The 12,690-nt window shown below is 69.1% G+C and carries 12 protein-coding genes; 6 read left to right on the forward strand and 6 right to left on the reverse strand.

What is annotated here, in order from left to right; genetic code table 11:
- Positions 1 to 17: 17 nt before the first annotated feature.
- Positions 18 to 1,397, reverse strand: coding sequence for an FAD-containing oxidoreductase (locus AC1VVG_RS22920; RefSeq protein WP_034188282.1), 1,380 nt, complete (start codon positions 1,395 to 1,397; stop codon positions 18 to 20).
- A gap of 116 nt (positions 1,398 to 1,513) precedes the next feature.
- Positions 1,514 to 2,092: a hypothetical protein gene (locus tag AC1VVG_RS22925; protein ID WP_482836356.1), complete on the reverse strand. Its 579-nt coding sequence runs from the start codon at positions 2,090 to 2,092 to the stop codon at positions 1,514 to 1,516.
- A 270-nt stretch (positions 2,093 to 2,362) separates the two neighbouring features.
- Between AC1VVG_RS22925 and AC1VVG_RS22930 the strand changes: the two genes are divergently transcribed.
- The 5 genes from AC1VVG_RS22930 (at position 2,363) to AC1VVG_RS22950 (ending at position 8,429) form a co-directional block, all read left to right on the forward strand.
- Complete coding sequence (locus AC1VVG_RS22930; protein ID WP_034188585.1) at positions 2,363 to 3,001, forward strand: LysE family translocator; 639 nt, start codon at positions 2,363 to 2,365, stop codon at positions 2,999 to 3,001.
- 304 nt (positions 3,002 to 3,305) lie between these two features.
- On the forward strand, positions 3,306 to 4,118 hold the full coding sequence (locus tag AC1VVG_RS22935) for a DUF3348 domain-containing protein (protein WP_482836358.1): 813 nt from the start codon (positions 3,306 to 3,308) through the stop codon (positions 4,116 to 4,118).
- Positions 4,119 to 4,128: 10 nt separating this feature from the next.
- Positions 4,129 to 7,176, forward strand: coding sequence for a DUF802 domain-containing protein (locus AC1VVG_RS22940; RefSeq protein WP_482836359.1), 3,048 nt, complete (start codon positions 4,129 to 4,131; stop codon positions 7,174 to 7,176).
- 3 nt (positions 7,177 to 7,179) lie between these two features.
- Entirely contained in the window at positions 7,180 to 7,824 is a 645-nt protein-coding gene (locus AC1VVG_RS22945; RefSeq protein ID WP_482836361.1) for an OmpA family protein, read from the forward strand.
- Positions 7,821 to 8,429, forward strand: coding sequence for a DUF2894 domain-containing protein (locus AC1VVG_RS22950; protein ID WP_069704530.1), 609 nt, complete (start codon positions 7,821 to 7,823; stop codon positions 8,427 to 8,429). The genes AC1VVG_RS22945 and AC1VVG_RS22950 overlap by 4 nt, the downstream gene beginning before the upstream one ends.
- A gap of 33 nt (positions 8,430 to 8,462) precedes the next feature.
- Here AC1VVG_RS22950 and AC1VVG_RS22955 read toward each other — a convergent pair whose 3' ends face one another.
- On the reverse strand, positions 8,463 to 8,966 hold the full coding sequence (locus AC1VVG_RS22955; protein WP_034188276.1) for a DM13 domain-containing protein: 504 nt from the start codon (positions 8,964 to 8,966) through the stop codon (positions 8,463 to 8,465).
- Positions 8,967 to 9,206: 240 nt separating this feature from the next.
- On the opposite strand from AC1VVG_RS22955, the gene AC1VVG_RS22960 reads away from it, so the two are divergent.
- Positions 9,207 to 9,512, forward strand: coding sequence for a DUF4148 domain-containing protein (locus AC1VVG_RS22960; RefSeq protein WP_034188275.1), 306 nt, complete (start codon positions 9,207 to 9,209; stop codon positions 9,510 to 9,512).
- Positions 9,513 to 9,593: 81 nt separating this feature from the next.
- Here the strand turns inward: AC1VVG_RS22960 and AC1VVG_RS22965 are convergent, their stop codons facing one another.
- From AC1VVG_RS22965 to AC1VVG_RS22975, 3 genes are all read right to left on the reverse strand, one after another.
- The gene (locus tag AC1VVG_RS22965) at positions 9,594 to 10,166 is read right to left on the reverse strand and encodes an NADPH-dependent FMN reductase (RefSeq protein WP_069704531.1); all 573 of its coding nucleotides are present in this window, start codon (positions 10,164 to 10,166) and stop codon (positions 9,594 to 9,596) included.
- A gap of 56 nt (positions 10,167 to 10,222) precedes the next feature.
- The gene (locus AC1VVG_RS22970; protein ID WP_241510297.1) at positions 10,223 to 10,891 is read right to left on the reverse strand and encodes a histone acetyltransferase; all 669 of its coding nucleotides are present in this window, start codon (positions 10,889 to 10,891) and stop codon (positions 10,223 to 10,225) included.
- Between the two features lie 456 nt (positions 10,892 to 11,347).
- Entirely contained in the window at positions 11,348 to 12,631 is a 1,284-nt protein-coding gene (locus tag AC1VVG_RS22975) for an isoprenylcysteine carboxylmethyltransferase family protein (protein ID WP_034188271.1), read from the reverse strand.
- Positions 12,632 to 12,690: the final 59 nt, after the last annotated feature.

Below are 12,690 nucleotides of genomic sequence, written 5' to 3' on the forward strand. Positions count from 1 at the left end.
GCCCCGCGCGCCGCGCGTCATTCGACCGGATGCAGGTCCTGCAGCAGCGTCGGCACGAGTTCCGACACGGTCGGATGGATATGCATCGCGCGGCTGATCGTCGTGTACGGCGCGCCGGCGGCCATCACGTCGAGCATGCCGTGCACGACTTCGTCGCCGGTCACGCCGAGGATCGAGGCGCCGAGGATCGCATGGCTGTCCGCGTCGACGATCACCTTCATGAAGCCCTGGCTTTCGCCTTTCTCGACTGCACGGCCGACGCGCGTCATCGGGCGCGTGCCGACCAGCAGCCGGCGGCCCGTCTGTTTCGCTTCCGCGAGCGTCATGCCGACGCGGCCGAGCGGCGGGTCGATGTACATCGCGTAGGCCGTGATGCGGTCGGACACCTTGCGCGGATCGTCGTCGAGCAGGTTCGCCGCGACGATCTCGTAGTCGTTGTACGCGGTGTGCGTGAACGCGCCGCGACCGTTGCAGTCGCCGAGCGCCCAGATGCCCGGCACGTTCGTGCGCAGTTGCTCGTCGACGGCGATGTAGCCGCGCGCATCGGTGCCGACGCCCGCGCGGTCGAGCCCGAGATCGTCGGTGTTCGGCACGCGCCCGACCGCGAGCAGCAGGTGCGAGCCCGCGACTTCGCGGCCGCCGCCCGAACAATCGAGGCCGACCACGATGCCTTCGCCATCGCGTCGCGCGCTCAGGCAGTTCGCGTCGAGCTGCACGTCGATCCCTTCGTTCTCGAGAATCTCGCGCACGGCCTGCGACACGTCTTCGTCCTCGCGGCGAATCAGCCGCGGTCCTTTCTCGACGATCGTGACCTGCGATCCGAAGCGGCGATACATCTGGCCGAATTCGAGCCCGACGTAGCTGCCGCCGACGATCACCAGATGCTCGGGCAGGAAGTCGACATCCATCATCGTCGAATTGGTCAGGTACGGCACCGAGTCGAGGCCCGGCATCGCGGGCACCTGCGCGCGGCCGCCGACGTTGATGAAGATGCGCCCGGCCTCGAGCAGTTCGTCGCCCACGCGCACGGCGTCGGCGCGCTCGAAGCGGGCGTGACCCTGAAACACCGTGGTGTTCGCGAGACCGCGCACCCATTGCTCGACGCCGTGGTTCGAGCGGCCGGAGATCTGGTCCTTGCGCGCCTTCACGGCTTTCATGTCGACGGTGACGGGGCCGCCCACCGACACGCCGTATTCGCCGGCGCGCCGTGCGAGCTGCGCGGCGTACGCGCTCGCGATCAGCGTCTTGGTCGGGATGCAGCCGGTGTTCACGCAGGTGCCGCCGAAGCGGCCGCGCTCGATGATCGCGACCTTCATGCCGGCGGCCGACAGCCGCGCGGCGAGCGGCGGGCCGGCCTGGCCGGTGCCGATGACGATCGCGTCGAAGTGTTGCGTCATGACGTCCTCCTGTGCGGGTGCGACGAGGGAACGCGTGCGGGCGAGCCGCGTGCGATGCCGGCGCACGGTCGCGCGACGGCGAGCGCCTATGGTAGTCCTGTTGGCGTGCGCCCGCGTCAGTCCTTGCGCTTCCACTGGCCGAACGACACCGGCAGATGGGTGTCGGCGCGCGTGACGGTGACGCGGTCAGGCTGGTCGTCGAGCGGGAACGATTCGGTGACGATCTGGTTCGAGAACAGCCAGCCGCGCGTACGGGGGTCGTAGCGGAACGTGATGTAGTCGGTCCAGTGCTGCCCGCACGCGACGAAGTTCTGCACGGTGAAATAGCGGCCCTTCACCGACAGGCCGTTGTCGGCGGCGTCTTCGGGATCGAACGGGTCGCACTGGCCGCCTTCGTTCGCGCGCAGCACGACCACGTCGTTGCGCGCGGCGAGCCGGTAGGTGTGGTCGGCCTGCTCCTCGTAGATCAGCAGCGGGCGCGGCGACGGCTGTTCGCGCGTATCGACCGCGCGATGCACGACGACGAGCACGCTGTGCCGCCCGTGGTCGAGATCCGGCCCGGCTTGCGCGAGCAGCGGCTGGTAGCCGGGCGGCAGTTGCGCGGCGATCGACTTCGGCACATCGGCGGCGCGGGCGGCGGCCGGCAGGCCCGCGAGCAGCGGGAGCATCAGGGTAGCGAGGCGGAGAGCACGCATGGCGGGAGGTCGGATCAAAAGGCGGAAAGGGTTACCGGTCGCCCGGTTGCTGCGCGCGCTAGGGAAATTCGGTGCCCGGCATCGAATTGAACGCAACGGGGAGCGCGGATCTCGATCATGGCGGAGGGGCGGGATGACGGTAAAGAGGGCCAGCATAGCAGCGTGCAGCCGCTTTCGATCATGCGCGAAGCGTGCCAGAATCGGCGGCTCGACCGTCGGAAACGACACGCCGGCGCCGGCGAAACGGCGTCGTTGAACAAGGAGACTTCGATGACTGCATCGGCTGCCGTACTCGCCATCCTGGCCGCGTTGTTTCTCGGTGCGATGATTCCGGGCCCGAGTTTCGTGCTGGTGGCCCGCAATTCGATCGGGCTGTCGCGTCGCGACGGGCTGGCCACCGCGCTCGGCATGGGTATCGGCGGCATCGTGTTCGGCGGCGTCGCGCTGGCCGGGCTCTACACGCTGCTGCAGGCCGTCGAATGGCTGTACGTGGGCCTCAAGGTCGCGGGCGGCGCGTACCTGATCTACATGGCGTCGAAGATCTGGCGCGGCGCCGACCGGCCGATCGCGATGGACGATCCGCAGGCGCTGGCCGGCGGTAGCGCGCGCAAGTCGTTCCTGACGGGCCTGACGACCCAGCTCAGCAACCCGAAGACGGCAATCTGGTACGGCAGCATCTTCGCGGCGCTGCTCCCGCAGCATCCGCCGCTGTGGTGCTATCTCGCGCTGCCGCCGCTCGTGTTCGCCGTCGAATTCGGCTGGTACACGTTCGTCGCGCTGTGCTTCTCGACGCGCCGGCCGCGCGAGCTCTACCTGCGCGCGAAGAAGTGGATCGACCGCATCGCGGCCGGCGCGATCGCGCTGCTCGGGCTGCGGCTGATCCTGAACGCGCCGAAAGCAGGGATCTGACCTTTCATTCGCGATCCGCATCGCACGGCGGCCGGCCATGCGTCGGCCGGGCCGCCGGAGCGAACCGCCGGGGCCGGCGCGCGAATGCGCATCGGGTCGCCGGAAACGCCTGCCTTTTCTCGTGACGCGGCCGCGCGCCGGGCCGCCGCCGACTTGCCTCCCGGAGCCCTCCGCCGCCCGCCGAGCCTTGCGTGGCGGGCGTTCGCGCGTGCCGCGCGGCGCGCCGACGGGCGCCGCCTCCCCGATTCTGACGGTCGACCTCCCGGCGGCGTGTAAACTGCTGCCTTTTTTGACGGTTTGCAGCATGGTGCAAGCACCTCCGCGCCCGGCGCTGAGCGGTCCGACGCTCGTCCGGCTGCTCGCGCGCCTGGCCGATGCCGACGTCGCGGAATCCCGGCAGACGTTGTCCGACCGGCTGAGCCAATGGCTCGGCTGGACCGACGCGATCACGCTGTCGTCCGCGCTGAACGCGAGCCCGCCGGGCGTCGCGGCCGGCGTGCGCGGCTACGATGCGGAACGCGACTGCGCGCGCGTGCGCCACGACCTCGCGCAGGCGATCACGGCCACCCACCGGCCGCGTGCGCGGCGCCGGCCCGGCGACCTGCCGCCGCCGGCCGCCGATACGGCCGATTTCGCGGACTTCCGCCAGCGTTACCTGACGCTGCAACAGGATATGGAGACCGCGATCGGCCAGTTGCGCGGCCGCCTGCGGGTCGCGCTCGCCGCGCGCTCGTCCGGGATGGCGCGGCTCGCGACGCTCGACACGATCATGGAGCGCGTGCTCGGCGCGCGCGAGCGCAGCCTGCTGTCGGCCGTGCCCGCGCTGCTCGGCACGCGTTTCGCGCGGTTGCGCGACGCGGAACGGCAGGCGCTGGCCGACGCCGAATCCGCTGCTGCTGCTGCTGCTGCTGCTGCTGCTGCTGCTGCTGCTGCTGCCGCCGACCCGGCCGGATCGGCCGATGACGGCGCGGCGGCCGGCACCACGGCCGTCGCGGCGATCGTGCCCGGCACATGGCTCGATACGTTTCGCGACGAGATGCAAAGCATCCTGCTTGCCGAACTCGAAGTCCGGTTTCAAACGGTAGACGGGCTGCTCGCGGCCCTTCGCACCTGCTAATCAACACGCTATGTCCAGAATTCGCCTTGATCTCGTTGTCTTCGTCGCCGGTCTGCTCGCTGTGGGCTGGATCGGTGCCGGCTATGTCGCGTCGAACCCGCTGGCGTCGGCCGTCACGCTGCTGATCGGCGCGTGCTACGTCGCCGGCGCCTGGGAACTGCTGCGCTACCGCCAGGCGACCGCCACGCTGTCGCGCGCGGTGGCCGGCCTGGCCGAGCCGCCCGCGAAGCTCGACACGTGGCTCGACACGCTGCACCCGGGCCTGCGCGGCGCGGTGCGTGCGCGTGTCGAAGGCGCGCGCGTCGCGCTGCCGGGCCCGGCGCTCACGCCGTACCTCGTCGGCCTGCTCGTGCTGCTCGGCATGCTCGGCACGTTGCTCGGCATGGTCGTCACGCTGAAGGGCACGGGCGCCGCGCTCGAAAGCGCGACCGATCTCGACGCGATCCGCGCATCGCTGATCGCGCCGGTGAAGGGCCTCGGGTTCGCATTCGGCACGTCGATCGCCGGCGTCGCGACCTCCGCGATGCTCGGCTTGCTGTCCGCGCTCGTGCGCCGTGAGCGGATCGACGCGGCCCAGCAGCTCGACGCGAAGACCGCGACGACGCTGCGCGTGCATTCGTCCGCGCATCAGCGCGACGAATCGTTCCGGCTGCTGCAGCGCCAGGCCGACGTGATGCCGGCGCTGGTCGACCGGCTGCAGACGATGATGACGACGCTCGAAGCGCGCAGCGTCGCGCTGCACGATCGCCAGCTCGAAAGCCAGCAGGCATTTTTCGACCGGACCGAGCGCGCGTATGCGGGCCTTGCATCGAACGTCGGCGACGCGCTGAAGGAAAGCGCCGCCGAAAGCGCACGCGTGGCCGGCGCCGCGTTGCAGCCGGTCGTCGCCGCGACGATGACGGGGCTCGCGCAGGAGATGGCCGCGTTGCGTGACACCGTGACGGGCGCCGTGCAGCGTCAGCTTGACGGATTGACGGACGGCTTTGAGAAGACCACCGGCAACGTGACGGCCGTCTGGAACCGCGCGATCGACGAACAACGTCAGGCGGGCGACGCCGTCGCGCGTCAGTTGCAGACGACGCTCGGCCAGTTCACCGATACCTTCGCGCAGCGCTCGTCGGACCTGCTCGACAGCGTCGCGACGCGCCTCGAATCGACCGAAAGCCGTCTGTCGGATGCGTGGCGCGATGCGCTGGCGCGCCAGGAGCAGGTCGGCGAGACGCTGGCCGGCCAGCATGCGCGTGCGCTGGGCGAAGCCGCCGCGACGTTCGAGCGCCATTCGGGCGCGGCGCTCGCCGCGATGCGCGAGTCGCACGCCGGGCTGCAATCGCAACTGGCCGCACGCGACGAAGAACGTCTGTCGGCGTGGAACGATTCGCTGGCCGCGCTGGCCGCGAAGCTCGGCGACGAATGGCAGCGTGCGGGTGTGCACAGCGCCGGCCGCCAGCAGGAAATCTGCGACGCGCTCGCGCAAACGACGCGCGAGCTCACCACGCAGGCCTCGACGTTCGAACAACGCTCGAACGACTTGCTGACGACGATTCGCGAGTCGCACACGGGCCTTCAATCGCAACTGGCCGCACGCGATGAAGAACGTCTGTCGGCGTGGAACGACTCGCTGGCCGCGATGGCCGCGAAGCTTGGCGACGAATGGCAGCGTGCGGGTGTGCACAGCGCCGGCCGCCAGCAGGAAATCTGCGATGCACTCGCGCAAACGACGCGTGACCTCACCGCACAGGCGTCGACGTTCGAACAACGCTCGAACGATTTGCTGACGACGATCCGCGAGTCGCACACGGGCCTTCAATCGCAACTGGCCGCACGCGACGAAGAGCGTCTGTCGGCGTGGAACGACTCGCTGGCCGCGATGGCCGCGAAGCTCGGCGACGAATGGCAACGTGCGGGCGTGCACAGCGCCGGCCGCCAGCAGGAAATCTGCGACGCGCTCGCACAAACGACGCGTGAGCTCGCCACGCAGGCGTCGACGTTCGAACAACGCTCGAACGATTTGCTGACGACGATCCGCGAGTCGCACACGGGCCTTCAATCGCAACTGTCCGCACGCGACGAAGAGCGTCTGTCGACCTGGAACGACTCGCTGGCCGCGATGGCCGCAAAGCTCGGCGACGATTGGCAGCGTGCGGGCGTGCACAGCGCCGGCCGCCAGCAGGAAATCTGCGACGCGCTCGCGCAAACGACGCGTGAGCTCGCCACGCAGGCGTCGACGTTCGAACAGCGTTCGAACGACTTGCTGACGACGATCCGTGAGTCGCACGCCGGTCTGCAATCGCAGCTCGCCGCACGCGACGAAGCCCGCCTGTCCGCCTGGAACGATTCGCTCGCCGCGATGGCGGCGGCACTGCGCGACGAATGGGCGCAGACGAGCGCGCAAGCCGCGACGCGCCAGCAGGACATCTGCGACACGCTGGCCCGCACCGCGAACGACATCACCGCGCAGGCACAGGTGCACGCGAGCGACACGATCAACGAGATCGCGCGCCTCGTGCAGGCCGCGTCGGAGGCGCCGAAGGCCGCGGCCGACGTCGTCGCCGAGCTGCGCCAGCGCCTGTCCGACAGCATGGTGCGCGATACCGCGACGCTCGAGGAGCGCAGCCGCCTGCTCGCGACGCTCGAAACGCTGCTCGGCGCGGTCAACCACGCATCGACCGAACAGCGCGCCGCGATCGACGCGCTCGTCAGCACGTCGGCCGACCTGCTCGATCGCGTCGGCGCACGCTTCAACGATACCGTCGATGCCGAAACGCGCAAGCTCGACTCGGTGGCCGCGCAGGTCACGGCCGGCGCCGTCGAGGTGGCGAGCCTCGGCGATGCGTTCGGGATGGCCGTGCAGGTGTTCGGCGAATCGAACGACAAGCTGCTGACCCACCTGCAGCGCATCGAGGCCGCGCTCGAGAAGTCGCTCGCGCGCAGCGACGAGCAACTCGAGTACTACGTCGCGCAGGCGCGTGAGGTGATCGACCTGAGCATGATGTCGCAGAAGCAGATCGTCGAAGACCTGCAGCAGCTCGCCGGCCGGCGCGCGCCCGTCGGAGCGTAACGCATGCACGACGAAATCGACGGCGGCGCGCAATCGGCGCCGGTTTGGCCCGCGTTCGCCGACCTGATGTCGGTGCTGCTCGGCGCGTTCGTGCTGATCCTCGTCGGCGTGATCGGCATGCAGCTTCAGTTGACGTCGAAGCTCGAGGAAGCCGTGCGGGCGCGCCAGCTCGAGGCGCAGCAGCGCAAGTCGCTCGAACAGGCGCTCGCCGGGCCGCTCGCGGCCGGCCGCGTGACGCTCGTGAACGGGCGCATCGGCATCAGCGGCAGCGTGCTGTTCGCGCTGAATTCCGACCAGTTGCAGCCGGCGGGCCGCGACCTGCTGAAGTCGCTGGCCGCACCGCTGGCCGCGTACCTGAAGACGCGCGACGAGATCCTGATGATCAGCGGCTTCGCGGACGATCAGCAGGTGCACGCCGGTAACCGCCTGTTCGCGGACAACTGGGAACTGTCGGCCAAGCGCGCGTTGACGGTCACGCGTGCGCTGATCGACGCCGGCGTGCCGGCATCGTCGGTGTTTGCCGCCGCATTCGGCTCGGAGCAGCCGGTCAGCTCGAATGCGGACGATGAAGGCCGCGCGAAGAACCGCCGCGTGGAGATCGCGCCGGTGCCGCGCAAATCGGCATCGAACGGAGGGGAGGCGAAGTGACGGACGACGCGACGCACGTCCGCGCGACGCTCGACGCATGGCGCGAGCAGGGCGCCGACCGGCTCGATCCCGTCCGCTTCCACCGGATCGACGCGCTCGAACGGCGTGTGGCCGCGCTCGGCGGAAACGCGCGTGCATTGCTCGACGCGCGGCTGGCGGCGTTGATCGAAGACTATTCGGCAGTCGTCGCGCGGGCGGAGGAAACGCGCGCCACGGATGACGCGGCACCGGTTGCGCCCCGGCGTGGCGCGCTCGCGGCGCTCGTCGACCGGCTCGCGCGCGATGCGCAGGCCGACCGGCGCGGGCTCGATCCCGAACTGGTCGACTACTTCCGCACGATGTGGTCGAAAGTCCGCACGGAGCAGCAATACCGCCAGTCGCTCGACCAGGTGCCGCGCAACGCGGGGCCGCTCAATTCGAACAGTCTCGTGCACCGGTCGCTGGCAACGATGCGCGAATTGTCGCCGGAATACCTGCAGCAGTTCCTGTCGTACGTCGATGCGCTCGCGTGGCTCGAGGATCTCGCCGGCGGCGGCGCGCAACCCGAGAAGGAAGCGCCGCGCGCGAAGGCGGTGAAGAAGACCACGCGGAGCAAGAGCCGCTAGCGCACTGGCGCGCACTGCCGCGGCGGGGGGCGGTTACATCGACAGCCGGCCCGAGGCCGCCGCGTGTTGATACCGCGCTGCGCTGATGAATTTCGAAAAGCGTTCGCACCAGATCACGACGGACGTGTATTGCGCCGGATTCACGTCGTCGGGCAGCGGCACGACGAAATTGCCGAATGTCCTCAGGTCGCCCACGCGCGCGGCACGCGCCTTGATCGCGAGGAACGATGCCTTGGTATCGACGAATTCCGGCACGAGATAGATCTTGTAGTCGGGCCCCGGTGCGATGTCGCCTTCGAACGCGATCGACGTATCGGTGACCGTCAGCTTGCCGTCCGCCCAGTGCAGCGCATCGCTGCCCGGCAGGCCGCGTTCGAAGCGGCCGGTATGGCGTGCGTTTTCCGCGGCCACTTGCAGTTCGACGGCGCTCGCGCCTTCCGATGCCGTCAGGATCGGCAGCACGTAGATGCCCGCGGCGAATGCCACGAGGCCCGTCGCGAGATGCGACGCGATCAGTATTCCGATTCCGGTTTTCATATCGGACCCTTTGAGCGTGAACAGAGGGTGGCGCACGGCCACGTCCCTGTAGTCGCGCGAGCCGGTGAAATCTGACAGCGGGCCGGTTTTCCGTTGAACACGCCGATTCGGTCGGGCAAGCCGCGTGACGGCCGTGTCGCGACACGGCGAACCATTTTTTCCGTCGGCGTGTGTCATCTTTGCCCGCGTGGAGCGACTCACTCTCCGTCGACAACATCGTCGATGCCAAGGAGAGTTCAAATGAACAAGCTTGCTCTGTATGTTCTTGCGACGGTTGCCGCAGCCGCTTCCGTTTCCGCATGGGCCGCGCCGGAATCCACCGTGACGCGTGCCGGGGTTACCGCCGAACTGGCCGCACTGCACGCGGCCGGATACCGCCAGACCGGCGAAGATCCGCATTACCCGGCACGGCTGGCTGAAGCGTTGACGAAGATCGGCTCGACCGGTGCGTCGACGGCCGATACCAGCGGATACGGGATGGCGGAAACGGCAACGAGTGAATCGGGCTCGATCACCGCCGACCGGCCGATCTATCGGGGACGATGATCCGGGCCGGACGTTGCGTCCGTCGACGGGCGCAACGTCCAATTGTTTCGGACTACGGTGAATTTCACCGCATGCGCGGCGTCAGTGCGTTGACTCGCCTTCCGAAATCGCGGTGCCGAGTGCGTGCAGCGCTTCGGCCAGTGCCGCCGCGAACGGTGGATGAGCGGCGATGCCCGCCGCATCGAGCTGGCTGCCGAGGATCGGCAGCGCGATCGACGCGCGCTCGACGATGCGTGCGGACATCACCGACAGCGTTTCGCGCAGCGCCGCGTCCGCATGCGTCGCGCGCGGCGACGCATTCAACACCGCGACCGGTTTGTACACGACCGCCTCGCATCCCACGACCCAGTCCAGCGCGTTCTTCATCACGCCGGTGATGCCGTGCGCGTATTCCGGGCTTGCGATCAGCACGCCGTCGGCGGCGTTCAGGCGATCGATCAGGTCGCGCACGGCGGCCGGCGACGGAGATTCGGCATCGGGATTGAACAACGGGAATTCGCCGAGCCGATCGAAGCGCGCGATGCGCATGCCGCGCGGCGCGACGAGTGCGGCCGCATCGAGCAGCGCGGCGTTGTACGACTGCGCGCGGAGGCTGCCGCACAGCGCGACGATGTCGATGGGACGGTCGGTGTCGGTTCGGGGATGGGTGGTCATCGAGGGGCGTGTCGGTTGGCGCGCGGTGTGCGGCCGCGTTGAGCGGGCCGGACCGATTATCGCATCGGCGTGCGGGTGGCGTGGCGTGCGTTGCCAATGCGCGCGGCTCGCGGCGCCGCATTGAAAACCGCCGCGGGATCATGCCCATCCGGTTCCGCGTCGCTCATCCCGGCCGCCCGGGCGAATTCCGTCATCGTCCATCCGTTGCCGAGCAGCAGCCGGCGTGTATGCAGTGCGCCGTGCACATCGTCGGCGACGGCTTCGCCGAGATAGCGCAGCGCGCGGCCCTCGACATCGACGAAGCCGTGACGGTAATCCTGCGCGAGCGCCGTCCACAGCCGCGCGGCGCCGACCGACTGGCGCGCGCCGCTGATCAGGCACAGGCCCGCGTCGAGCCCCCAGCGGTACAGCGTCGTCGCGAGGCCGTTGCGTTGCGCCGAGCCGCGCAGCCGTGTGTGCGGCGCGCGCAGGTAGCGATCGGCGCGGCGGGGGATTTCCGGAAGACGGTTGAATACCGTGTAGCCGGCGAGCTGGCGCGCGGCCGGATCCTCGACATACAGGAAGTATTCGCCGTCCGCTTCGCGGTGGCGGACGATCAGGCCCGAGCGGCCGAGCGCGACGGCCGGCAGGCCGTGCAGGCGATGGCCCGGCCGGTGCAGGCGCTCATGGAGTGTGTCGAGTTCGTCGTCGATGTCGTGTTGGGAATGCTGTACGTCGATACGCATGGCAAAGGTCGCCCGTCCCGGGCGGTTCGAGAAAGGGGGCATCGCAAAAGGGAACAGGAGCGGGTGCGGCCCCCGGGCTCGGCGGAGCGAGCCGGGGCCGCGAATCAGCTGGGGATGTGCTGGAAACCGGCGGCGATCGCGGCGAGGCCCGCGATGCAGAGTGCGAACAGGATCAGGACTTTGTGGATCACGCCTCTTTCCTCATGAATGCGCGGCGCCGGCGGGCGGCATCGCGGAGACGGTGAGCGGCGGGCACGGCCCGCACGGCCGTCGTGCGGGACGACGGTCGGGTGTCCGGGCGACGGATCGTGCGCGGACGGCCAGCACCATACGCGAGGTGCCGGAGGCGGGCAATCGGACGGGCGGAAAAAGGCGATGAAAAGCGGAGAAAGACGTTGTTTCGCGACAATGGGCCGCAGGCTGCCGGGCGTCGCCGCCCGGTAGCCGATCGATGCATCACGCCACCTGCCGCCCCCCGAACGCCTGCCGTACCCGCGCGAACAACCCATGCTGCGCGATCCATTCGGCATACGCGCGATAGTCGGGGTCGCGCATCAGGTGGCGCTCTTCCGTCTTCGCGCGCGTGTAGTAGATCAGGTTGACCGCGACGAGTCCGGCGCAGTGCATGAGCCCGACCTGCCAGCCGAGCGGTTCGACGAACGGTACCGACACCATCCAGTACGACAGGTTCTTCGTGATGTACGCCGGATGCTTGGTGAAGCGGTACGGGCCCGACGTGATGATCCCGCGGTTGGTGAGATTCGAGAAACGCAGCCCGAACGAAATTGTGCACAGCGCGTAGGTCAGCAGCAGCAGGATGATCACCGTGCCCCAGATCACGCGCAGCGTCGGCGCCGACAGCAGCCAGTTGTCCCAGAACACCGAGCCTTCGTAGCGGATGTAGTTGTTCGAGATCAGCGACCAGAACGGCTGGTAGCAGATCAGCGCGGCCACCCAGCCGAGCGTCGTCGGCTCGACGGTGCGCACGTGGCTGTCGAGGATGCGGAACGTGCACAGGTAGCCGACCGTGCCGAACATCAGGTCCATCGTGAACGACAGGTCGTACATGAACACGAAGGTCGCGATCGTCATCGGCGCGTGCATCGCGTTCGCGAGCGACGCGCTCAGGTGATCGGCGTCCTTCGACAGGTAGACGGTCATCAGCGGCAGGAAGAATGCCTTCACGCCCCAGCCGGCGAGCATCTCGCGCACCGGCTTCCAGCTCGCGGGCTGCTCGCGGCGGAACAGGAAGCGGCCCCACAGCAGGTACGCGTCGTCGGTCTCGCGCTGGTGACGGTCCATCCACGCGAAGTAGAACGGTGCGGCGACGATCACGTACGGCGCGAGCGAGCGCAGCAGCGACCAGAACGGCAGGTAGAACGCGCCGTGGTATTCGGGCAGCAGCCAGTAGATCACGCCGATGCCCGCGTAGATCGACGTCAGTGCGCCGAGCCGCGTCGCGACGCGCGCGATGCTCAGGGGCCGCACGGCCTGCCGCGACAGCCCCGCGCTCGGGCGCAGGTAGACGCGCGAGATGAAGAGTTCGTGCAGCGCGATCGTGCCGATGATCGCGAGGCTGGCGATGACCGCGCGCGTGGCCGCGTCGAGCGTCGGATGGTCGCGCGTGATCCACAGCGCGAAGAGTCCCGCCGTGATGCCGAGCAGGCCGGCGCGGAAGGGCGTGGCGGAGCGCGGTGGGCGGTCCTGGGCGGCGACGATGCCGTCGAGCGTGGAATTCATGATCGGATCCTCGTGGGGATGAGGGCCGGCGCCCCCGCTTGGCGGGTGACGCCGGCCGT

The sequence above is a fragment of the Burkholderia sp. L-4 genome (assembly GCF_056856535.1).

What these genes read in the sequence shown, in the direction of transcription:
- AC1VVG_RS22935 (WP_482836358.1), top strand. Translation starts at nt 3,306, where the DNA reads ATGGTGCAAGCACCTCCGCGCCCGGCGCTGAGCGGTCCGACGCTCGTC.
- AC1VVG_RS22965 (WP_069704531.1), bottom strand. Translation starts at nt 10,166, where the DNA reads ATGACCACCCATCCCCGAACCGACACCGACCGTCCCATCGACATCGTC.
- AC1VVG_RS22920 (WP_034188282.1), bottom strand. Translation starts at nt 1,397, where the DNA reads ATGACGCAACACTTCGACGCGATCGTCATCGGCACCGGCCAGGCCGGC.
- AC1VVG_RS22940 (WP_482836359.1), top strand. Translation starts at nt 4,129, where the DNA reads ATGTCCAGAATTCGCCTTGATCTCGTTGTCTTCGTCGCCGGTCTGCTC.
- AC1VVG_RS22925 (WP_482836356.1), bottom strand. Translation starts at nt 2,092, where the DNA reads ATGCGTGCTCTCCGCCTCGCTACCCTGATGCTCCCGCTGCTCGCGGGC.
- AC1VVG_RS22945 (WP_482836361.1), top strand. Translation starts at nt 7,180, where the DNA reads ATGCACGACGAAATCGACGGCGGCGCGCAATCGGCGCCGGTTTGGCCC.
- AC1VVG_RS22970 (WP_241510297.1), bottom strand. Translation starts at nt 10,891, where the DNA reads ATGCGTATCGACGTACAGCATTCCCAACACGACATCGACGACGAACTC.
- AC1VVG_RS22975 (WP_034188271.1), bottom strand. Translation starts at nt 12,631, where the DNA reads ATGAATTCCACGCTCGACGGCATCGTCGCCGCCCAGGACCGCCCACCG.
- AC1VVG_RS22955 (WP_034188276.1), bottom strand. Translation starts at nt 8,966, where the DNA reads ATGAAAACCGGAATCGGAATACTGATCGCGTCGCATCTCGCGACGGGC.
- AC1VVG_RS22960 (WP_034188275.1), top strand. Translation starts at nt 9,207, where the DNA reads ATGAACAAGCTTGCTCTGTATGTTCTTGCGACGGTTGCCGCAGCCGCT.
- AC1VVG_RS22930 (WP_034188585.1), top strand. Translation starts at nt 2,363, where the DNA reads ATGACTGCATCGGCTGCCGTACTCGCCATCCTGGCCGCGTTGTTTCTC.